We start from the raw sequence: 20,552 nt of genomic DNA, 5'->3' as shown, positions 1-20,552 counted from the left end.
CGGGGCCGGGCCGCGATGCGGAAAAGGATGGCGCGGATGCCGATAGGCACGACGAAAGGCGAGGCGGCGCACCACGGCGATAGGCCGCCGCGCGTACGGCTGGCCTATTACGGAGACGACTTCACCGGATCCACCGACACGCTGGCGACGGTGGTGTCGGCCGGCTGGCGCGCGGCGCTGTTCCTGGATGTCCCCACGGCCGACGACCTGGCCTGTTTCGGTCCCCTGGATTGCGTCGGCGTGGCCGGCACGGCGCGCGCCATGTCGCCCGTCGAAATGGACCAGGCGCTGCCGCGGGTCTTGCGCGGCCTGGCGGCCACGGGAGCGGATGTCGTCCACTACAAGACCTGCTCGACCTTCGACAGCGCACCCCACATCGGCAGCATCGGCCATGCGGTCGCCATCGCCTGGCGTGAACTCGGGACGCGGCCGGCCTATATCGTCGGCGGGCAGCCCAACCTGGGGCGCTACTGCATCTTCGCCAATCTGTACGCTCGCGCCGGCCAGGGTGGACAGGTGTATCGCCTGGACCGTCATCCCACGATGAGCCGGCATCCCGTCACGCCCATGGACGAAGCCGACCTGCGCGTGCACCTGGCACGGCAAGGGCTGGCGGGCGTGGCGTCCTTCGATACGGAGATGCTGGCGCAGGACGAGTCGGCCCGCGTGGCCCGACTGGATGCGCTGATCGGCGCCGGCGCGCCGGCCGTGCTGTTCGACGTGGCGCGCACGGCGGACCTGCGGCGCATCGGCGCCTTGCTATGGCATCGGCAAGCCATGGGCCAGGGGCCCTTGCTGACCGTGGGGCCGACAGGCGCGGTGCAGGCCCTGCTGGCGGCCGACACGGCCGACATGGCCGGCGCGGGGTCGGACGGGTCCATCGCGCCGGCGGCCGCCTCGGCCCCCGGCGGCTTACCGGCCGCCGGGCGTCCGGTAAGCCAGACCTTCATCATCGCCGGCAGCCGCTCTCCCATCACGGCCCGGCAGGTCGCCGCGGCGGAGCAGGCCGGTTTCGTCTCCCTGGTCCTGGATGCGGCGGCCATGGCCGGGCGCGATGGCGATTACGCCCAGGCGCTGGCGAACCGCATCGTCCAGGCGCTGCGCGAGGGCCGCAGCGTGGTGGCGCACAGCACATCGAGCGACGACAGCGGCGCTTCGCGGCCGGGCTTTACCCGTGCGCTGGCCGAGGCCTGCGGCCGCCTGATGACGGACGTGCTGGCACGGCATCCCTTGGCGCGGGCCGGCTTTGCCGGTGGAGATACGTCCAGCCTGGCGGTGCAATCCTGGGGCGCGCGGGCGCTGACCTTCGCCTACGCGCCCAGTCCTGGCGTGGCCGTCTGCCGCGTCCACGCGCCAGGGCATTCCGCCGATCAGGTGGAATTGATGCTCAAAGGCGGGCAAATGGGGCCCCCCGGTTTGTTCGTCGAGCTGCTCGCCGACGCAGGATGACGCCGCCCGCGCGGGCGGATTTTCTTCCTGCGTGCCTGTTTTGTAGGACTGGTCCGATATTTGGCCGTTTGCCCGCCTTTTTTGGGACGATCGCCCGCCATCGCGCACTTACGCGGCCTCTTCCACCGGTAGGCCTCATGCAAGCGACTTTCTCCCTACTTTCCCCCGTGGCGACGAACGACGGCGTCGCTGGATCGGTGCCCGTTTCGGATGGCCGAGACGGCCCGGCGCTTGCCCTGGATGGCGCGGCCTCGCATGCCGCGCGGCAATTCGAGAACGCGGAGGCGTCCCGGCCGGACGTGCCGTCCGCCCCGTCGACGGACGACCCGCCGCTGGATGCGATCGGCAATGCGCCGCTCAAGGGACGCGATCCGCTCTATCGGTATCAGTGGCATTTGAAGAACAGAGGCCAGCACGCAATTGCGCGGGACAGGCCCACGCCCGGCGTCGACCTGAACATCGGCAACCTGCACCGCACCGGCGTCACCGGTAAAGGCGTCGTCGTGGGCGTGAGCGAGCCCCGGATGGCGACCATCCATGCCGGCCATGAAGACCTGGCCGACAACATGGTGCTGCCCGCCCGTGATTACCGGCCCGGATCAGACTGGAAACCGTCCTCGCATGCGACCAGCGTCGCGGGCATCATCGCGGCGGTAGGCGGCAATGGAAAAGGAGGCCGCGGTGTCGCGCCAGAGGCCAAGATCCTGGACCTGGGAAGATTCGAAGCCCGGATGCATCCTCGTCCAGCGCTGATCAACGAGAGCTTCGGCGCCAAGCAGAATATGTTCGACCCCTATCGCAAGCGTAAGGTCTTCAAGGATGCCCAACAGGATGCTTCCCTGATCGTGCGAGCCGCGGGGAACGAATTCATGGAAGGCGGCCCGGGACGGCGCGCCAAGGCCGGCGCGAACGACGCCCGGCCCGACGTAGGGTACATGTCCGCCAACACGGACGTCCGGGCTTCCCGCTGGAATGTGGTCAACGTGGGCGCGGTGAACGCGGAAGGCCGGAAGTCCTCCTACTCGCGGACAGGCTCCTCGCTTTGGGTCTCCGGACTGGGCGGGGAGTTCGGCCGGGAGAAGGGCGGTTATGTTTCGCGATACGACAAGCACATGCCGGACAACGCAATCCACGGGGCGGCGATCATCGCGCCGGATGTCACGGACTGCAGCTGGGGCTGGGAATACTCGGATAACCCGGGACCGGACAGGTTCATCAATGGGATGGCGACCGGCGCGCCGTCCGAGCTGAATCCCGACTGCCGCTATACGGGCCTGTTCAATGGCACATCCGCGGCCGCGCCCACCGTTACCGGCGTGGCGGCATTGATGCTGCAGGTCAATCCCGCGCTGACGTGGCGCGACATCAAGTACCTGCTGGCCATTACGGCACGCAAAGTGGACGCCGAACGCCAACCCATACAGTGGGAAGGCATGACGCTGGAGGATGGCTGGGTCGTCAATGCCGCCAAGCGCCCGTTCAGCAACTGGTACGGCTTCGGCCTGGTGGACGCCAAGCGCGCCGTGGACGCCGCGCGCGACTTCCGCGGGCTTGCGCCCGCCATCGATTCCGGTTGGCAGCGCACCACCGGCAAGCCCGTGCCCATCCCTTATCGCGATGAAAGCGCCGGCTATTCGGCGATGCGCTTCGAGCGCGACATGCGCGTGGAGGCGGTGCAGATCCGCTTGCAGACCACCCACAAAACACCGCGCAATCTCCGTATCGCCCTGGTATCTCCTTCGGGCACGCGCAGCATCGTCCTGCCGCCGCTGACCGGACTCACGCGCTTCTCGCACAACTTCGAGTCGACCGACGGGTCCCACGTGAAGGAATTTTTTTCGATCAACCGGGTAGCCACCAATGCCTTCCTGGACGAGAACGCCAAGGGCAAATGGAAGCTCCAGGTCGTCGATGTCCGGGATCCTCGCGCCGACCAGGCTTCCCTGTTGTCCTGGGATCTGCAGGTATTGGGGCATTGAGGCCGGCGTGCCCGCGCGCGGCTTGCGCGGGCGCGCAAGCCGCGCTTGCGGGTTGCGGCCCTCGCTATGCCGGCAGGGCCACTGTCACGGCCTTGCCCTCGGCACAGGCTTGCAGCGCCTGGCGCAGACGCACGATGCCGGTGCGGATCTGTTCTTCGTTCATCGTGGCGAAGGACAGCCGCATCGCCTGCATGTCGGCCTGGGCGGGGTCGATATAGAACGCCTTGCCGGGAACATAAACCACTTCGTGTTCGATGGCGTAAGGCAGGAGTCGTGTGCTGTCGATGTCGCCGTTCAGGCGCGCCCAGCAGAACATGCCGCCCTGCGGCTTGCGGAAGGTCACCTGCTCGCCCAGTTCCTTCGTCAGAGCCTGGGCCAGGGCGGCGGCACGCGCGGCGTAGGCGGCGCGGATGCGCGGCACATGGACGTGATAGCGGCCGTCCTCGACGTATTGCGCGACGATTTCCTGTATCCACGCCGACGACGCCATATCGTCGGACGCCTTGGCGCTGACGCAGCGCCGTCGCACCTCGGCCGGCGCGATCATCCAGCCGATGCGCAGCGCCGGCGCCATGGTCTTGGACATGCTGGAGATATACACCACCCAATCGCGCGCCTCGCCCTCGGCCAGGGCCAGCAGCGGCGGAATGGTTACGCCTTCGAAGCGCAGTTCGCCGTAGGGGTCGTCCTCCACCAGCAGGAAACGATGCCGTGCCGCCAGTTCAACCAGGCGCCGGCGCCGTTCGAGACTCAAGGTGGCCCCGCAGGGATTGGAGAAGGTGGCGACCACGCTGACCAGCTTGGGCTTGACCCGCTGGACCAGTTCCTCCAGCGCGTCGACGTCCACGCCGTCCGGTCCGGACGGCGCCGTGTGCAGGGTGGCGCCGGTGTAGTGCAGGGCCTGGCGCGAATTCGGAAAGCAGGGGCTTTCGATGATGGCGGCATCGCCCGGCTGCAGCATCACACGGCCCAGCAGCGCCAACGATTGCTGCGAACCGCCGGTCACGGCCAGTTCGGTATCGGGATCGCAGCGTATGCCGCGTTCCTCCGAAAGCCGGGCCAGCTGCGCGCGCAAGGACGCCTGGCCGTCGATATTCGAGTACTGCAGGCAGCTGGACAGCCGCGCGCCCACCTTGGCCGACGCGGCGTTCAGGCCTTCCACGTCGAATAATTCCGTGGCGGGATAGCCGCCCGACATGCTGATCGTGCCGGGGCGGTTCGCGTAGACTGCCAGCGAGCGGATGGGGGACGTGGCGGGGACACGGAAGGGCGCCGCGAACGCGTAGTCGGGCACGGAAGGGGGCGACATGGTGGTGTGCGCTGGTCCAGGAATGGGATGCCGCCTGGGGGCGGCCCGGATGCCGGAAGATTCTAAACTAGCGCCTTGATAACTGCTAATGATCGTTAACAACCTTGCCGATTCCACTCATGCCGACCTCTGACACTTTCGCAACGCGCCTGGCCGAGCTGCAATCCCGCATTGCCGCTGCCTGCGACCGTGCCAGCCGCGACCCCGGCGAGGTTGCCCTGCTGCCGGTCAGCAAGACGTTCGGCGCCGACCGCATCCGCGCGGCCGCCGGGCTGGGGCTGCGCCGCTTCGGCGAAAGCAAGATGCAGGAGATCCGCGACAAGGCCGCCGCGCTGGCCGATTGCCCCATCGATTGGGTGGTGATCGGCCATCTGCAGACCAACAAAGCCAAGGACGCCGCGCGGCTGGCCGCCGAAGTGCAGTCGCTGGACCGCCTGGACCTGGCGCAGGCGCTGGACCGGCGCCTGCAGCAGGAGGGGCGGACGCTGGATGTGCTGGTGCAGGTCAAGACCTCCGACGAGCCCAGCAAATACGGCCTGGATCCGGCCGGATTGCCGGCCTTCGTCCGCACCCTGGCGCGCGACTATGCCGGCCTGCGCGTACGCGGCCTGATGACGCTGGCGGTCAATTCGGCCGATCCCGAAGCGGTCCGCGCCTGCTTTCGCGCCCTGCGCGGCTGGCGCGACCGGCTGCGCGACGAAGCGATCGAAGGCGTCGACATGACGCGGCTGTCCATGGGCATGAGCGGCGATTTCGAACTGGCCATCGAGGAAGGGTCGACGGAGGTACGCATCGGCAGCGCGCTGTTCGGCGCGCGCGACTACGGCGCCTCCGAGGTCTGATCGGGGCCCGCGATCCAGCGGGGAGCTGGCGACGCCCGGCCATCCGCGGCCGTGCGCATCGGCCGGCGGCGCGCCATGCTTGCTACACCGGATGGCGCGCTTTCCGGGCTTGTCGGCATAATGGGCGCCGACCCGCGCGTTTCGACGCGGGCGCCACGGAGATAACACCATGCACGCAATCCTGAGGCGCGCGGCCATGATGGCTGCGCTGGGCGCCGCCGCCGTCACGTCCGCGTACGGGCAGAACTGGCCGACGCAACCCATACGGTGGATCGTGCCCTATCCCGCCGGCGGCGGTTCCGACGTCGTCGCGCGCACGGTCGCCAGTTCGCTGGAAAAGTCCCTGGGCCAGACCATCGTCGTGGAAAACCGGCCCGGTGCCGGCACCATCATCGGCGCGACGGCCATCGCCCAGGCCGCCCCCAACGGCGACATGGTGGGCACGGCCGACTCCGGCACCCTGGCCTACAACCCTTCCTTGTATGCCAAGCTGTCCTATGACCCCGCCAAGTTCACATACATCGGCGGCCTGGCCAAGCTGCCTTTGCTGTTGGCCGTGAATGCGAATTCACCCTACAAGACCGTCGCGGACGTGCTGGCTGCCGCGCGGGCCACGCCGGGCAAGCTGACGGTCGCTTCCGCCGGTTCCGGTTCGCCGCACCACCTGGCGCTGGAGCTATTCAAGCAGCGCGCCGGTGTCGATATGCTGCACGTGCCCTACAAGGGCGCGGCGCCGGCCATCCAGGACCTGCTCGGCGGCCAGGTGGACATGATGTTCATCGATCTTGCCGCCGGCCTGCCCAACGTCAAGGCGGGCAAACTGCGCGTGCTGGCCGCGGCCACGCCGCAGCGGCTTGCATTGCTGCCCGACGTGCCCACCATGGCCGAGCAGGGCGTGACGGACTTCACCGCCTACGCCTGGCAGGGCGTCGTGGGGCCGGCGGGGCTGCCGGATGGGGTGGTGAAAAAGCTCAGCGCCGATTTGCAGAAGACGCTGGCGCAGCCCGAAGTGGCCGGCAAGCTGCAGGACATGGGCGTGATCCCCATGCCCATGCCGCCCGCGGAATTCAAGGCCTATGCCGAGCAGGAACGCGCGATGTGGGCGGGCGTGATCAAGAAGGCCAATATCAAGCTCGAGTAGACCCGGGTGATAGCCGGTCCGGCGGAAGACTAGTGCGACATGTGGCCGCCCATTCCACCCATATTGCCCATGTTGCCGCCGTGATCCATGTGCTCGCCCGTGGCCGGCGCCTTGTAGGTCAGCGGCTTTACCTTGAATACGATCTGCACGTCGCCTGCTCGCTGGAAGGTCAGCGTGGCGGGGATTTCCATGCCTTCCTTGAAGGGGGCCTTCAGCTTTTCGAACATGATGTGATAGCCGCCGGGCGTGAACTTGACTTCGCCCTTGGCCGGCACGGCGACGCCGCCATCGACCTCGCGCATGGTCGCCACGCCATTGCTGGTGACGGTCTGGTGGATGCTGACCCTTTCCGAGGCGTCGGACTTGATGCGGATCAGCTGGTCCGGCGTGGTGCCGTCGTTTTCGATTTCCATATAGCCGCCGCCGGCCGGCTGGCCCGGCGCGGTGGCGCGCACCCAGGCATCGTCGATTTCAATGTCGCGGATCTTGTAGTCATGCGCCATCGCGGTGCCGTGCAGGGCCAGTACGGTGGCGGCGAGGGCCAGGCGGGAAAACAGCATGCGAGTCTCCAGGGATGGTCGGGGCCTTACGCGGACAGGCGCCGGGCGTGGCCGGTGCCGGCAAGGCAGGGGCGGATGGCCGTGGGTGCATAGTGTACTCACCGGGCTTTATCCGGGGCGTTGAAACGTCCCCGCCGTCATCCGGCCGCCGCCTTCAGTCTCCCACCGCCGGCCGCGCCGACCCGCCTGCGCGCCATCCCCGCGTCCCATGTCCCTGCCCGGTGCGCGGCCTGTCACGCCGCGCGCCGCCGTATCAGCCCGCGTGCGGCCGCCAGTACCGCATCGGTCAGCGCCGCCATGGTGTCCGACGCCACGCGCCAATGCTGCCAGTACAAGGGCGTGTCCTCAAAGGCGCGCGCCCGCAGCAGCACCAGCCGCCCGGCGTCCAACTCGGCCTGGACCAGCGACAACGGATTCATGGTCCAGCCCAGTCCGGCCAGCGAGGCGCGGACAAAGGCCCGCGCGGAGGGCAGCCACCATACCGGTGGCTGCCACGCGGCATTGCGCATGATGCGCCGCGCGAAGCGGCCCTGCAGCGCGTCCTTGCGGTTGTAGACCAGCACGGGCGCCTGTGCCAGGGATCGGGCGTCGACGCCGTCGGCGAAATGGCGCGCGTGGAATTCCGGACTGCACGTCGCGGCGTAGCGCATGCTGCCCAGCGCATGCAGCCGGCATCCCTGCACCGGCTCGGCCAGCGTCGTGACCGCGCCCATCACGGCGCCCCCGCGCAGCAGTTCGGCCGTATGGTCCTGGTCTTCCGCGCGCAGATCGAGCGTGGCGCCGGTGCGTCCGGCGAAGGCCACCGCCGCGTCCATGAACCAGGTTTCCAGGCTGTCATGGTTGACCGCGATGGGCAGCATGGCCCGCGGCGTGTCCTCGGCCACGCCCAGGCGGTTCAAGGCATCGTGTTCCAGCAGCGCGGCGTGTTCCGCCAATTGGACGAGAACCCGCCCATCGGCCGTGGCAGCGGTGGGCGTGGTCCGCTGCACCAGCAGGCGCCCGACGCGGTCCTCCAGGGCCTTGATGCGTTGGGACACGGCGGACGGCGTGACGTGCAGGGCGGCCGCGGCGCGCTCGAAACTGCCTTCGCGCACGACGGCGGCCAAGGCACGCAACTGGGCATGGTCGAGGTTCATGGTGTGATTAGCGCCGCTAAATATGGTTTAGGAACATTAGCTTTTCTTTATGTACGCCGCAAGCCAGAATGGCCCTCATCATGAACGCCACCTTCTCCTTCTTCCTGCCCTGGGCGTCCGGCCTGGGTACCGGCCTTGGCCTGTTCGCCGCGGTGGGCGCGCAAAGCGCCTTCATCCTGCGCCAGGGCTTGCAGCGCGCCCACGTCGGCAGCGTGCTGGCCGTGTGCGCGGCGGCCGATGCCCTATGTATCGCGCTGAGCGTGCTGGCGTGGCGCACGCTGTCGGACCAGGCGGCGTGGATCATGCCCGCCATGGCCTGGTCCGGCGCCGCGTTCCTGGCGATCTACGCGGCGCGTGCGGCCCATCGCGCCTGGTTCGCCGGCGATGTCCTGGTGCCCGCGCGCGAGGTCGCGGCGACGCGCCGTGCCGCCGTGCTGGCGGCGCTGGGCTTCACGCTGATCAACCCGCACTTCTGGCTGGACATCATCCTGGTCGGGTCTCTCGCGCAGGCCTTCGGCCGCAACGCGGCGGCCTACGCCGCGGGCGCCATCACGGCCAGTGCGCTGTGGCTGCTGGTCCTGGGCGGCGGCGCGCGGCTGTTGCGGCCGCTGTTTCGCGACCCGCGCGCATGGCGCGTGCTGGACGGCGGCGTCGCCGTCATCATGGGTGCGCTTGCATGCAGGCTGCTGGCGCGCGTGTTGTGATGCGCGCGTCGTGAGCCAAGCAAGGGCGGGCGATATACGCGTCGCGTCCACATCTTTGGCTCGCATCACGACATAAGCGCGACCATCAGGCCCATGAGCCCGGCACGCCGGGCCACCGCCGCGATAGAACTTACGCCAAACTTTCGGCGCGCGGGCAATCCCTAATGCAACCGGCATTGAGCGCTTGACGCGCGCTCACTATCATTGGACGCGGAGTGCGCAGCGCGTCCAGAGCGGCCGCGCGTCGAACACGGCGGCATGGCGTCCACGGCGCCCGCCCATACAAGAAGACCAAGGGAGACTGCATGGTTTCCGCCATCGCGGAAGACGAGCATACGGGCGCCGCCATCATCGCGCCGCACGGGCCGTACGCCTACACCGCGGCGATCACCTTCCGCCTTTCGATCCGCGCTTCCCATTTCCCTAGCTCCATCGCCGCGCCATCCGCGGTGGCTATCGCTCGCCTCTTTGTCAGGAGCTTCGCCACCGCCGCTGAACGCACCATCCCCGGTTTTCCAACGCAGCATCGATATCGACAACGGAGACAACGATGAATCATCGTTCAAAATTGCTGGTAGGAACCCTTGCATTCGCACTGGCCGGCGGCGCCTACGCCGCCGACCCCATCAAGATCGGCGTGTCCGGCCCATATACCGGCGGGTCTTCGTCCATGGGGGTCAGCATGCGCGATGGCGTGCGCCTGGCCGCGGAAGAAATCAACAAGAGCGGCGGCGTGCTGGGGCGGCAGCTGGTACTGGTCGAGCGCGATGACGAAGCCAAGAACGAACGCGGCGTACAGATCGCGCAGGAACTCATCAACAAGGAGCAGGTGGTCGCGACGGTAGGCTTCATCAATACCGGCGTGGCCCTGGCGTCGCAGCGTTTCTACCAGGACGCCAAGATCCCGGTCTTCAACAATGTCGCGACCGGCAGCATCATCACGCACCAGTTCGACGATCCGGAAAACTACGTGTTCCGCAACGCGGCGCATGACAGCATCCAGGCGCCCATGATCGTCGAGGAAGCGGTGGTGCGCGACGGCTATAAGAAAGTCGCGATCCTGGCCGATTCCACCAATTACGGCCAGCTCGGCCGCGAAGACCTGGAAAAGGCGCTGGCGGCCAAGGGCGTCAAGGCCGTCGCCGTGGAGAAGTTCAATATCAAGGACGTCGACATGACGGCGCAATTGCTGAAGTCCAAGCAGGCCGGCGCCGAAGCCGTCCTGACCTACGGCATCGGCCCGGAGCTGGCCCAGATCGCCAACGGAATGGCCAAGCTGGGCTGGAAGGTTCCCATGATCGGCAGCTGGACCTTGTCCATGGCCAACTACATCGACAACGCCGGCGCCAACGGCAGCGGCGCGCGCATGCCGCAGACCTTCATCCAGGAACCCAACACGCCCAAGCGCAAGGCCTTCATCGACGCCTACCTGGCGAAATTCAAGCCCAAGAACAATCGCATCGATTCCCCGGTATCGGCGGCGCAGGGCTATGACTCCATCTACCTGCTGGCCGCGGCCATCAAGCAGGCCAATTCCACCGATGGCCCGAAGATCCGCGCGGCCCTGGAAAACCTGCAGACGCCGGTGGAAGGCGTGGTCATGACCTATGACCATCCCTTCACGCATGACGATCACGACGCCATTACGCCCAACCTGGTGGTGTTCGGCGAAGTCAAGGACGGCCGGGTGGTCTATGCGTATCCGGACGATCTCAAGGCGACCGCGGAGCCGCGCAAAAAGGACGCCGCGGCCAAGGTCGCATCGGCGCCGGCGAAATAAATACGGTGGCCTTGGCGCCGGTTGCGGGCGCCAAGGCCATGGCCGGCGGGCTGCGGATACCGCGGCGGGACACGGGTCCGGTCCGCCGAAGCCGCGGCCGGGCATGCCGGTACGGCGCCGTCTCTGCTTGTCGTGGCGGCGATGTTCCTTTTTTGTGGAAGTCCCATGATTCTTCTACAGCTCATCTATAGCGGCATCGCGTTGGGCATGATCTACGCCGTGATCGCCTTCGGTTATCAGCTCACCTTCGCCACCTCCGGCACGCTGAACTTCGGCCAGGGCGAGGCGCTGATGCTGGGCGCGCTCGTGGGTCTTTCCCTCGTGGGCTTGGGCGTGAACTACTGGGTCATGATCCCGCTGGTCTGCCTCTTCGGATTCGTCCAGGGCGCGCTGGTCGAACGCGTGGGCGTCCGGCCGGCCATCAAGACGCGGTCGGAATTCGGCTGGATCATGGCGACCATCGCGCTGGGCATCATATTCCGCAACGTCGCGGAGAACGTCTGGGGCCGCGACGACCTGCCTTTTCCCTCGCCGCTGCCGATGTCGCCCATCCAGCTGGCCGGTGCCAACGTCCTGCCCATGGAATTGCTGGTGGTGGTCGGCGCGTTGGCGATGATGCTGCTGGTGGAGCTGTTCAATCGCAAGTCGATTTATGGCAAGGCCTTCGTTGCCACGTCGGCGGACCGCGCCGCGGCGGGCCTGATGGGCATCAACACCAACCTGGTCATCACCCTGTCCTATGCCTTGTCGTCCCTGACGGCCGCCTTCGCGGGCGTGCTGATCGCGCCCTTGACGCTGACGGGGGCCACCATGGGCGCCGTGCTGGGCCTGAAGGCCTTTGCCGTGGCCATCATCGGCGGCCTGTCCAGCGGCACCGGCGTGATTGTCGGCGGGCTGATCCTGGGTATCGCGGAAACCACCACGGGCTTCTACCTGTCCACCGGCTACAAGGACGTGCCGGGCCTCGTGCTGCTGCTGCTCGTGCTCGCCATGAAGCCCGCCGGCCTGTTCGGCAAGACGGCGATAAAAAAAGTATAGGGATGAGACCCACCCCCGAAGCGCTGCGCGCTTCCCCCTCAAGGGGGCGACGCCAGCGGACCGGCGGAGCCGGATCCGCGGCGTCCCCGGTCAGATGCACCTGTTTCTTGCGGAGGCTGTGATGGAGGTGCTCCCGGAGCGCGGTGCGCTTCCTTGTCGAGCCGGATTGCGGCGTCCCCGGTCGGCTGCACCTGTTTCTTGCGATGCGGCTGGCGTAAAGCGTAATGGATGATTGATATGAGATCCCTGACTTTCGCGGCTTCGATAGTGGGTATCGCGGTGCTGGCCGGGCTGCCCCTGGCGGTGTCGAATCCCTATTACTTGCACTTGGTCGAGACCATCATGATCTATGCCATCCTGTTGTTCGGGCTGGATATCGTGGTGGGCTATACCGGCCAGGTCTCGCTGGGGCATGCGGGGCTGTTCGGGATCGGATCGTATGTCGCCGGCGTGCTGGTTTTCCATCTGCACATGCCGATCGGCATCATCCTGCCCGCGGCGGTGCTGATCGCGGCGGCTTTCGGCGCGGTGCTGGCGCTGCCGGCGCTGCGCGTGACCGGCCCCTACCTGGCCATGGTGACGCTGGCATTCGGCACCATCATCCAGATCCTGATCAACGAAATGACCTTCCTGACCGAAGGGCCGCTGGGCATCAAGATCAACAAGCCGTCCTTCAACGGCCATGTCCTGACCAAGCAGGAGTACTTCTGGCTGGTGGCGGTGCTGCTGGTCCTGTCTCTGGTCGTCGTGCACCGCATCCTGAAGTCGCATATCGGGCGTACCTTCGAAGCCTTGCGCGACAGCCCCATCGCGGCCGACTGCATGGGCGTTTCCGTGTACCGCTACAAGGTGGTGGCCTTCGTGATCAGCGCGGGCTTCGCCGGGCTGGCGGGCGCGCTGTATTCCTATTCGGAACAATACATCTCGCCCAATACCTACAACTTCGAACTCACCATCCTGTTCCTGCTGGCCATCATCATGGGCGGGCGCAAGTCGCGCGTCGGGGCGCTGCTGGGGGCCGCCATCGTCGTGCTGCTGCCCAAGATGCTGGACGACATCTCCACCTTTCGCGCCATCGCCTTGACGCTCGCGATCCTGATGGCGCTGGGTGCCGCGATCGCCATTGCCCAGGGCCGGGCCACGTCGCGACAAATGGCCATTCCGGTGGCCGGCACCGTGCTGCTGGCCGTCTTCTCGTTCTGGGTGGAAGCACTGACGGATTGGCGCCTGACCATCTTCGGCGCCATGATCCTGTTCGTCGTCTACTACCTGCCCGACGGTATCGTGGGTTTCGTGCGCGGCCTGTTCTTCCATACGGGACGCAAGGCACTGGCGGTCAGCAAGGCGCTGGCGGACCGCATCGAGGCCGTGCCGCAGGCCGCGGCCGCCGGCGCGGTAGCGGGCGATATCCTGCTCGACGCCAAGGGCGTGGTGATGCAGTTCGGCGGCCTGAAGGCCCTGAACCAGGTCGACCTGACGGTCCGGCGCGGGACCATACACGGCCTGATCGGCCCCAACGGTTCGGGCAAGAGCACCATGATGAACGTGCTGACCGGCATCTATGTGCCGACGGGCGGCACGGTCGAATTCAAGGGCCGACCGCTGGCCGGCATGGTACCCGCCGAGATCGCCGCCGCCGGCATCGCGCGCACCTTCCAGAACGTGGCGCTGTTCGGCGAAATGACGGCGCTGGAAAATGTCCTGGTCGGCCTGCATCACAGCTTCCGAACGGGCCTGACCAACATCGCGCTGCGCACGCCACGCTGGAAGAGCGAAGAAAGCGGCGCCCGCGCGCGCGCCCTGGCCTTGCTGGAATTCGTCGGCCTGCAGTCCTTTGCCGCAGAAGAGGCGCGCAATCTTCCGTATGGCAAGCAGCGCCTGCTGGAAATCGCCCGCGCGCTCGCGCTGGATCCCCAGCTATTGCTGCTGGACGAGCCCGCGGCGGGGCTGACGTCTCCCGACATCGCCGAACTGCTCGACATCATCCGCAAGGTGCGCGACCACGGCATCACCCTGATCCTGATCGAACATCATATGGACGTGGTGATGGGGGTGTGCGACACGGTGTCGGTGCTGGACTTCGGGCAAAAGATTTCCGAAGGGCAGCCGGCGCAGGTGCAGGCGGACAGCCGCGTGGTGGAAGCCTACCTGGGCGGCGCGGTGACGGCGTAAAGGAGAAGACCGGTATGTTATCGATCAAGAACCTGGAAGCTGGCTACGGCAAGGTCAAGGTGCTGCACGGCATCAGCATGGAGGTGCCCCAGGCCAGGGTGGTGACGCTGATCGGGTCCAACGGGGCCGGCAAGACCACCACCATGCGGGCGCTGTCGGGCATGATCAAGCCCAGCGCAGGCGAGATCACCCTGGGCGGCCGCCGCATCGACGGCCTGGAATCCCATCGCATCGCGCGCCTGGGCCTGGCGCACTCGCCGGAAGGGCGGCGCGTGTTTCCCACGTTGTCCGTCACGGACAACCTGCTGCTGGGCGCCTATCCCCGCCTGACGGGCAGCCGGCCGCGCGGGGACGTGCAGGCCGACCTGGATCGCGCGATGGACCTGTTCCCCCGGCTGAAGGAGCGGCGCGATCAACTGGCCGGCACGCTGTCGGGCGGCGAACAGCAGATGCTGGCGATGGCGCGGGCGGTCATGCTGAATCCCCAGCTGGTGCTGCTGGACGAACCGTCGATGGGACTGGCACCCATCCTCGTGGAGGAAGTGTTCCGCATCATTGCCCGCCTGAAGTCGCAGGGCGTGACCATGCTGCTGGTGGAGCAGTTCGCCGCGGCCGCGCTGAACGTGGCGGACTATGGCTACGTACTGGAGAACGGCCGCATCTCCGTGCACGGCACGCCGGAGAAACTGAAAGGCGACCCGGCCGTGGTGGCCGCCTACCTGGGTAGCAGCCACTGAGCCCATGGCGGAACACCGGCAGCGATCCGGCGTGCGCATCGGCGTGCAGGATACGGCCAGCCCCTGAGAGCGATGCGGGGAAAGGACTGCAAGCCCCGTGGATCACGCGTTCTCTGGTCCACCCATAAGCTGATCGAGCAGCGGCTGTCCGATGTGGGGTTGGATTGCGGGATCGGCCAGCATCGCCGAGAAAGCGGCAAGCGCAGAACTCGTCCAATGAACGCTTGCCGACGGAGTCGACGATTTCAGCGCGGGTATCGAAATAATGGTGATCGAGAAAGCGGTGGCTGAAGAAGGTGTTGAAGTTTTCCTCTATGGCGTGGGTATCCGGCATGTCATGCCGCCGGCAGAAGTCCACGAGAAAGGACAGGCTATCGCGCATCTCTTCCCTGTATCGCGCGAAATTCTCGCTTCGACGAAAATCGGCATGGCTGCCGTGCAGCTGCGGCGAATAACGCAAACCGGGCATGGGCGCGGTGTCCCTCGCTTCGACGGCGTGGTCCTGGCCGGCCGTCGGTACATAAGGCTGCCAGAACGCCTGGCTGACACCTGGCACGGATAAGGAGGAAGGATCGACTGTCATGGAGACTCGGCCGGCAAGAGGGGATGGGCGTTCGGTGCCACCGGCACGCGGCGGGCAAGGACGTGCGTCGTGCGCGTGCGAATAGGGTTCCGTGGTTTTTCCCGGAATCCCTACTTCCGCTGTGCCGTCTCGTACCCCTTCAAGCCTTCCAGGTCCAACACCCGCACGCCGCGGTATTCCACCTTGAGCAGGCCGGCCCGTTCCAGGTTGCACAATGCCCGATTGGCCCGCTGGCGCGACACGCGCGCCAGGTAACCGACCTCTTCCTGCGTGATGCTCAGGCGCAGGCCCATCCCCGGATACAGCATGGGATTGAACAGTTCGGCCAGGCAGCGCGCCACGCGCGCGTCCGCGTCGAGCAGGCGGTCGTTCTCCGCTTTTCCGATGAATTGCGCCACGCGCTCGTTCAGCAGCTGCAGCAGGTAGCGATTGAACGGAATACTGCTGTCGAGCAGCGATTCGAAGGTGGCGGCCGGTAGCCGGGCGATGACCGAATCGCGCAGCGCCACGACGTCGTACTTGCGCGCTTCGTGCTTCAACAGGGAGCCTTCGCCGAACCAGCCTCCCGCCGGCACGCCGGTCAGGGAGGCCATTTTGCCTTCCGCGTTGCCTACCGACACCTTCACCAGCCCGGCCAGCACGCCGATCCAGGCCTGGGCCATTTGCCCTTTGCGCTCGATGATCGTGCCCGCGGGCACTTGCTGCACCGTCAGGTCTTTCTGCACGCGCGCTTGCTCGCCTGGGGTAAGCAGGCGAAACCATGCGGCAGCCAATTGCAAGGAGTCGATTACTTGCATCGGGATATACCCTAAATCGTCCCTGAATCGCCCTGAATTGTCGCGATCGCGACAGTTGGGCCTGGTGCAAGCTTATACCTTAACCGCAGGTTAAAGCGCAGCTGGCACCCCATAAATGCGCGCTTTGCGTCTTCCGTACCTCGCACCCGCTACAGCGGGCGCGCCGGGCGTGCAGGCGCCCACACAAACAGGAGACGACGTGGCGCAATCCCAGGCCGCAACCCCGCCGGGGCTGACGGAGGATACCTTTCCCGCCTTGCTGCTCCTGCACGCGCGCCTGCGCGCGGCGCGCCCCGCCATCCGCGAAAAGAACCTGGGTATCTGGCAAACCCTGACGTGGTCGCAGGTGGCCGATCTGGCCGACCGCGTCGTCCATGGGCTGGCGGCGCTGGGCGTCGAGCCGGGTCAGCACGTCGCCGTGGTGGGGGAAAACCGCCCGCGCCTGTATATCGCCATGATGGCTGCCCAAACGTTGGGGGCCATCCCCGTGCCGCTTTACCAGGACGCCGTGGCGCAGGAAATGGCCTATGTCCTGCGCGATGCGGAAATCGGTGTTGTCGTGGCCGAGGACCAGGAACAGGTGGACAAGATGCTGGAGGTTCGCGACCAGTGCCCTGCCTTGCGCCACGTGGTCTACGACGATCCGCGCGGCCTGCGCCATTACAGCGATCCGCTGCTGATGTCCTTCGATGAACTGCTGCGCGTGGGGGCAGAGTCGGCGCAGCGCGATCCGGGATTCTTCGAGCGTCGCGCGCGGGCGGTGCGGCCGGAGCAGACCGCGGCGATGTTCTATACCTCCGGCACCACCGGCAAGCCCAAGGGCGTCGTCCTGACCCACGCCGCCTTGATCGACCGCGCGCGCGCCATCGCGGCCATGGAAAACCTGACCGACCGGGAAGATGTGCTGGCCTACCTGCCGCCCGCCTGGATAGGCCAGAACATGTTCTCATACACCCAGCTGCTGGTATCCGGGTTCACGGTCAATCATCCGGAATCGCCCGCCACCGTCGCCATCGACATGCGCGATATCGGTCCCACGTATTACTTTGCGCCCCCGCGTATCCTGGAAGACCTGCTGACGCGCGTGCTGATCCGCATGGAGGACGCCGGCTTTCTCAAGCGGCGCCTGTTCCAGTCCTGCATGGCGCTGGCGCGCCGCGTCGGCGTGCGCATCCTGGATGGCGGGCATGTCGGCGCGAGCGACCGGCTGCTGTACGCGCTGGGCAACCTGCTGGTCTACGGCCCGCTGCGCAACGCCCTGGGCATGAGCCGCGTGCGCGTCGCCTACACGGCGGGCGAGGCCATCGGACCGGATCTGTTCGCCTTCTATCGCTCCATCGGCATCAACCTGAAGCAGCTGTACGGGTCCACGGAAACGTCGGTCTTCGTGTGCGTGCAGCCGGATGGACAGGTGCGCGCCGATACGGTGGGGCCGCCGGTCGAGGGGGTGCGCATCCAGGTTGCCGACAACGGCGAGATCCTGGTCCATAGCCCCGGCCTGTTCAAGGAGTACTACCGCAATCCCGAGGCCACGCAGGCGGCGCGCGACGCGCAGGGCTGGTTTCATACCGGGGATGCGGGTTTCCTGGACAGCGACGGCCACCTGAAGATCATCGATCGGGCCAAGGACGTGGGCAAGCTGGCCGACGGCAGCCTGTTCGCACCCAAGTACATCGAGAACAAGCTCAAGTTCTTTCCGTATATCAAGGAGGCCGTGGCCTTCGGCGCGGGGCGCGATGCCGTATGCGCTTTCGTCAATATCGACCTGGAAGCCGTGGGCAACTGGGCGGAGCGGCGCGGCTTGCCGTATGCCGGCTATACCGACCTGGCGGGCAAGCCGGAGGTCTATGGCCTGATCGCGGATTGCATCGAAAAGGCCAATGCCGAGCTGGCGCGAGATGCCCGCCTGGCGGCGTCGCAGGTGCGGCGCTTCCTGATCCTGCACAAGGAGCTGGATCCGGACGATGACGAGTTGACGCGCACCCGCAAGGTGCGGCGTGCCTACATCGCGCAGAAATACGCAACGCTGGTAGAGGCCTTGTTCGACGGCAGCCCGTCGCGCTTTATCGAAACCGAGGTCAAGTTCGAGGACGGGCGCGTGGGCTGCATCGCCGCCGACCTTCCCATCCGCGACGTACGCCACTATCCGCCCGTGGCCCGGAAGGCTGCATGAGGGCGAGGGCCCACCCCCCGAAGCGCTGCGCGCTTCCCCCCTCAAGGGGGGCGACGCTGGCGGACCGGAGGGAAGGCCCACCCCCGAAGCGCTTCGCGCTTCCCCCTTCAAGGGGGCGACGCTGGCGGACCGGCGAAGCCGGATCCGCGGCGTCCGCGGTCAGGGGGAGGCCTGTGTCATGCGGCGAGAGGTGGGATGGGGCGCACCCCGGAAGCGCTGCGCGCTTCCCCCTCAAGGGGGCGACGCTGGCTTTATGCGATGCGGGTTGCAGTTGGTGCCATGGATGACTGATATGGGATATAGCGCCGCCATTCCCGTTCATCCGGCCGACGGCCAGGTCGTCGCCGATGACGTTCTGCAGGTTTCCCGCAGCGTTCATCCGGACCGCGCGCGGCGGATCGGCGGGGTGATCCTGGACATGCAGAACATCTCGCTGCGCTTCGGCGGCGTGAAGGCGCTGACCGATATTTCCCTGGACGTGCGCGAACATGAAATACGGGCGATCATCGGGCCGAACGGTGCGGGCAAAAGCTCCATGCTGAACGTCATCAATGGCGTCTATACCCCCCAGCAGGGCGCCATCGTGTTCCAGGGCAAGCGTTATGCGCGCATGACGCCGCGACGCGCGGCCGAGATGGGCATCGCGCGCACCTTCCAGAACCTGGCCTTGTTCAAGGGCATGAGCGTGCTGGACAACATCATGACCGGGCGCAATCTGCGCATGCACTGCGGCGTGCTCGCGCAGGCGCTGCGTATCGGGCCGGCCGCGCGCGAGGAAGTGCGCCATCGCGAGTTCGTCGAGAACATCATCGATTTCCTGGAAATCCAGGCCTACCGCAAGGTGCCGGTGGGCCGCCTGCCGTACGGCCTGCAGAAGCGGGTGGACCTGGGCCGCGCGCTCGCCATGGAGCCGCGCATGCTGTTGTTGGACGAGCCCATGGCCGGCATGAACATCGAGGAAAAGCAGGACATGTGCCGCTTCATCCTGGACGTGAACGACGAGTTCGGCACGACGATCGTGCTGATCGAACACGACATGGGCGTGGTCATGGACATTTCCGATCGCGTCGTGGTCCTGGACTACGGCCGCAAGATCGGCGACGGCGACCCGGAGCAGGTGCGCACCAACGCGGACGTGGTGCGCGCCTACCTGGGCGTGCCGCACTGACGGCGGAAACGAGGAGAACGCGGTGGGATTCTTCCTGGAAACCCAGTTCGGCGGCCTGATGAGCGGCATGCTGTACGCGCTGATCGGCCTGGGCTTCGTGCTGATCTTCAAGGCGTCCGGCGTCTTCAATTTCGCGCAGGGCGCGATGGTGCTCGTCGCCGCGCTGTCGATGGCGCGCTTTTCGGAATGGATACCGCGCTGGCTAGGCTTCGACAGCGCGCTGTTGGCCAATGTGCTGGCGTTCGCCGTCAGCGCCGTCCTGATGGTGGTCCTGGCGCGGGCGGTGGAAGGCCTGGTCCTGCGGCATCTGGTGAACCAGGAAGCGACGACGCTGCTCATGGCCACCCTGGGCATCAGCTATTTCCTGGACGGGGCCGGCCAGATCGCCTTCGGCAGTTCGGTGTACTCCATCAATGTCGGCATGCCGAAGGATCCCGCGATGATCCTGGATCGCGTATTCGAAGGCGGCCTGCTGCTGAATCTCGAGGATCTCACCGCGGCCGTGATCGCGGCGCTGCTGGTGGCCGCGCTGGCGGTGTTCTTCCAGTACACCGGCACCGGCCGCGCCTTGCGCGCGGTGGCCGACGACCACCAGGCCGCCCAGTCGATCGGGATACCCCTGAATCGGATCTGGGTCGTGGTGTGGAGCGTCGCCGGGTTGGTGGCCCTGGTGGCGGGCGTGATCTGGGGATCGAAATTCGGCGTGCAGTTCACGCTGTCCACGGCCGCCCTGCGCGCCTTGCCGGTGGTCATCCTGGGCGGATTGACCTCGATACCGGGCGCGATCCTGGGCGGGCTGATCATCGGCGTGGGCGAGAAATTATCGGAGGTGTACCTGGGGCCCATGGTGGGCGGCGGCATCGAGATCTGGTTCGCTTACGTCCTGGCCCTGGGCTTTTTGCTGTTCCGGCCGCAGGGGCTGTTCGGCGAGAAGATCATCGACAGGGTCTAGGTCCCCGGCCACGGAACCGCAAGGAAAGCGTC

The 20,552-nt window shown here is 66.7% G+C and carries 18 protein-coding genes; 14 read left to right on the top strand and 4 right to left on the bottom strand.

The window, feature by feature from the left end; genetic code table 11:
- The first annotated feature begins 36 nt into the window (after positions 1–36).
- Positions 37–1,449: a four-carbon acid sugar kinase family protein gene (locus AKI39_RS23290; RefSeq protein ID WP_083229156.1), complete on the top strand. Its 1,413-nt coding sequence runs from the start codon at positions 37–39 to the stop codon at positions 1,447–1,449.
- Positions 1,450–1,586: 137 nt separating this feature from the next.
- A complete protein-coding gene (locus AKI39_RS23285) occupies positions 1,587–3,428 on the top strand; it encodes a S8 family serine peptidase (RefSeq protein WP_158515207.1) in 1,842 nt (613 codons plus the stop codon).
- Between the two features lie 64 nt (positions 3,429–3,492).
- On the opposite strand, the gene AKI39_RS23280 is transcribed toward AKI39_RS23285, so the two are convergent.
- Positions 3,493–4,737: an aminotransferase-like domain-containing protein gene (locus AKI39_RS23280; RefSeq protein ID WP_066641369.1), complete on the bottom strand. Its 1,245-nt coding sequence runs from the start codon at positions 4,735–4,737 to the stop codon at positions 3,493–3,495.
- A gap of 119 nt (positions 4,738–4,856) precedes the next feature.
- Here AKI39_RS23280 and AKI39_RS23275 point away from each other — a divergent pair, with 119 nt between their 5' ends.
- Both AKI39_RS23275 and AKI39_RS23270 read left to right on the top strand, forming a co-directional pair.
- Positions 4,857–5,579, top strand: a complete 723-nt coding sequence (locus AKI39_RS23275; protein WP_066641367.1) for a YggS family pyridoxal phosphate-dependent enzyme — start codon at positions 4,857–4,859, stop codon at positions 5,577–5,579.
- Positions 5,580–5,748: 169 nt separating this feature from the next.
- Positions 5,749–6,720 (top strand): Bug family tripartite tricarboxylate transporter substrate binding protein, encoded by a 972-nt coding sequence (locus AKI39_RS23270; RefSeq protein ID WP_066641365.1) that lies wholly within the window; start codon positions 5,749–5,751, stop codon positions 6,718–6,720.
- Between the two features lie 29 nt (positions 6,721–6,749).
- Here AKI39_RS23270 and AKI39_RS23265 read toward each other — a convergent pair whose 3' ends face one another.
- Together AKI39_RS23265 and AKI39_RS23260 are read right to left on the bottom strand one after the other, a co-directional pair.
- Complete coding sequence (locus AKI39_RS23265; protein ID WP_066641363.1) at positions 6,750–7,280, bottom strand: copper chaperone PCu(A)C; 531 nt, start codon at positions 7,278–7,280, stop codon at positions 6,750–6,752.
- Between the two features lie 233 nt (positions 7,281–7,513).
- Positions 7,514–8,416 (bottom strand): LysR family transcriptional regulator ArgP, encoded by a 903-nt coding sequence (locus AKI39_RS23260; protein WP_066641361.1) that lies wholly within the window; start codon positions 8,414–8,416, stop codon positions 7,514–7,516.
- A gap of 80 nt (positions 8,417–8,496) precedes the next feature.
- Between AKI39_RS23260 and AKI39_RS23255 the strand changes: the two genes are divergently transcribed.
- The 7 genes from AKI39_RS23255 to AKI39_RS23230 all read left to right on the top strand — a co-directional run bounded on the left by AKI39_RS23255 (position 8,497) and on the right by AKI39_RS23230 (position 15,409).
- Entirely contained in the window at positions 8,497–9,120 is a 624-nt protein-coding gene (locus AKI39_RS23255; RefSeq protein WP_083229155.1) for a LysE/ArgO family amino acid transporter, read from the top strand.
- Positions 9,121–9,425: 305 nt separating this feature from the next.
- Positions 9,426–9,674, top strand: coding sequence for a hypothetical protein (locus AKI39_RS25660; RefSeq protein ID WP_145925360.1), 249 nt, complete (start codon positions 9,426–9,428; stop codon positions 9,672–9,674).
- Positions 9,671–10,900 carry an ABC transporter substrate-binding protein gene (locus AKI39_RS23250; protein WP_066641359.1) on the top strand — a complete coding sequence of 410 codons (1,230 nt, stop codon included), beginning with the start codon at positions 9,671–9,673 and terminating at the stop codon, positions 10,898–10,900. The genes AKI39_RS25660 and AKI39_RS23250 overlap by 4 nt, the downstream gene beginning before the upstream one ends.
- 165 nt (positions 10,901–11,065) lie before the next feature.
- Positions 11,066–11,938, top strand: a complete 873-nt coding sequence (locus AKI39_RS23245; RefSeq protein ID WP_066641358.1) for a branched-chain amino acid ABC transporter permease — start codon at positions 11,066–11,068, stop codon at positions 11,936–11,938.
- 237 nt (positions 11,939–12,175) lie between these two features.
- Positions 12,176–14,110, top strand: coding sequence for a branched-chain amino acid ABC transporter ATP-binding protein/permease (locus tag AKI39_RS23240; protein ID WP_066641356.1), 1,935 nt, complete (start codon positions 12,176–12,178; stop codon positions 14,108–14,110).
- 14 nt (positions 14,111–14,124) lie between these two features.
- The gene (locus tag AKI39_RS23235; RefSeq protein WP_066641355.1) at positions 14,125–14,847 is read left to right on the top strand and encodes an ABC transporter ATP-binding protein; all 723 of its coding nucleotides are present in this window, start codon (positions 14,125–14,127) and stop codon (positions 14,845–14,847) included.
- A 265-nt stretch (positions 14,848–15,112) separates the two neighbouring features.
- A complete protein-coding gene (locus AKI39_RS23230; RefSeq protein ID WP_066641354.1) occupies positions 15,113–15,409 on the top strand; it encodes a hypothetical protein in 297 nt (98 codons plus the stop codon).
- 131 nt (positions 15,410–15,540) lie between these two features.
- Here AKI39_RS23230 and AKI39_RS23225 read toward each other — a convergent pair whose 3' ends face one another.
- Complete coding sequence (locus AKI39_RS23225; RefSeq protein WP_066641352.1) at positions 15,541–16,227, bottom strand: Crp/Fnr family transcriptional regulator; 687 nt, start codon at positions 16,225–16,227, stop codon at positions 15,541–15,543.
- Between the two features lie 199 nt (positions 16,228–16,426).
- Between AKI39_RS23225 and AKI39_RS23220 the strand changes: the two genes are divergently transcribed.
- The 3 genes from AKI39_RS23220 (at position 16,427) to AKI39_RS23210 (ending at position 20,520) form a co-directional block, all read left to right on the top strand.
- A complete protein-coding gene (locus tag AKI39_RS23220) occupies positions 16,427–18,400 on the top strand; it encodes an AMP-dependent synthetase/ligase (protein WP_066641350.1) in 1,974 nt (657 codons plus the stop codon).
- A 418-nt stretch (positions 18,401–18,818) separates the two neighbouring features.
- On the top strand, positions 18,819–19,568 hold the full coding sequence (locus AKI39_RS23215) for an ABC transporter ATP-binding protein (protein WP_066643665.1): 750 nt from the start codon (positions 18,819–18,821) through the stop codon (positions 19,566–19,568).
- A gap of 22 nt (positions 19,569–19,590) precedes the next feature.
- Complete coding sequence (locus AKI39_RS23210) at positions 19,591–20,520, top strand: branched-chain amino acid ABC transporter permease (RefSeq protein ID WP_066641348.1); 930 nt, start codon at positions 19,591–19,593, stop codon at positions 20,518–20,520.
- The last annotated feature ends 32 nt before the right edge of the window (positions 20,521–20,552 follow it).

It is taken from the genome of Bordetella sp. H567 (genome assembly GCF_001704295.1).
Taxonomy (GTDB): domain Bacteria; phylum Pseudomonadota; class Gammaproteobacteria; order Burkholderiales; family Burkholderiaceae_B; genus Bordetella_C.
This window is presented reverse-complemented; position numbering and strand designations above follow the sequence as displayed.

What these genes read in the sequence shown, in the direction of transcription:
- AKI39_RS23290 (WP_083229156.1), top strand. Translation starts at nt 37, where the DNA reads ATGCCGATAGGCACGACGAAAGGCGAGGCGGCGCACCACGGCGATAGG.
- AKI39_RS23285 (WP_158515207.1), top strand. Translation starts at nt 1,587, where the DNA reads ATGCAAGCGACTTTCTCCCTACTTTCCCCCGTGGCGACGAACGACGGC.
- AKI39_RS23280 (WP_066641369.1), bottom strand. Translation starts at nt 4,737, where the DNA reads ATGTCGCCCCCTTCCGTGCCCGACTACGCGTTCGCGGCGCCCTTCCGT.
- AKI39_RS23275 (WP_066641367.1), top strand. Translation starts at nt 4,857, where the DNA reads ATGCCGACCTCTGACACTTTCGCAACGCGCCTGGCCGAGCTGCAATCC.
- AKI39_RS23270 (WP_066641365.1), top strand. Translation starts at nt 5,749, where the DNA reads ATGCACGCAATCCTGAGGCGCGCGGCCATGATGGCTGCGCTGGGCGCC.
- AKI39_RS23265 (WP_066641363.1), bottom strand. Translation starts at nt 7,280, where the DNA reads ATGCTGTTTTCCCGCCTGGCCCTCGCCGCCACCGTACTGGCCCTGCAC.
- AKI39_RS23260 (WP_066641361.1), bottom strand. Translation starts at nt 8,416, where the DNA reads ATGAACCTCGACCATGCCCAGTTGCGTGCCTTGGCCGCCGTCGTGCGC.
- AKI39_RS23255 (WP_083229155.1), top strand. Translation starts at nt 8,497, where the DNA reads ATGAACGCCACCTTCTCCTTCTTCCTGCCCTGGGCGTCCGGCCTGGGT.
- AKI39_RS25660 (WP_145925360.1), top strand. Translation starts at nt 9,426, where the DNA reads ATGGTTTCCGCCATCGCGGAAGACGAGCATACGGGCGCCGCCATCATC.
- AKI39_RS23250 (WP_066641359.1), top strand. Translation starts at nt 9,671, where the DNA reads ATGAATCATCGTTCAAAATTGCTGGTAGGAACCCTTGCATTCGCACTG.
- AKI39_RS23245 (WP_066641358.1), top strand. Translation starts at nt 11,066, where the DNA reads ATGATTCTTCTACAGCTCATCTATAGCGGCATCGCGTTGGGCATGATC.
- AKI39_RS23240 (WP_066641356.1), top strand. Translation starts at nt 12,176, where the DNA reads ATGAGATCCCTGACTTTCGCGGCTTCGATAGTGGGTATCGCGGTGCTG.
- AKI39_RS23235 (WP_066641355.1), top strand. Translation starts at nt 14,125, where the DNA reads ATGTTATCGATCAAGAACCTGGAAGCTGGCTACGGCAAGGTCAAGGTG.
- AKI39_RS23230 (WP_066641354.1), top strand. Translation starts at nt 15,113, where the DNA reads ATGGTGATCGAGAAAGCGGTGGCTGAAGAAGGTGTTGAAGTTTTCCTC.
- AKI39_RS23225 (WP_066641352.1), bottom strand. Translation starts at nt 16,227, where the DNA reads ATGCAAGTAATCGACTCCTTGCAATTGGCTGCCGCATGGTTTCGCCTG.
- AKI39_RS23215 (WP_066643665.1), top strand. Translation starts at nt 18,819, where the DNA reads ATGCAGAACATCTCGCTGCGCTTCGGCGGCGTGAAGGCGCTGACCGAT.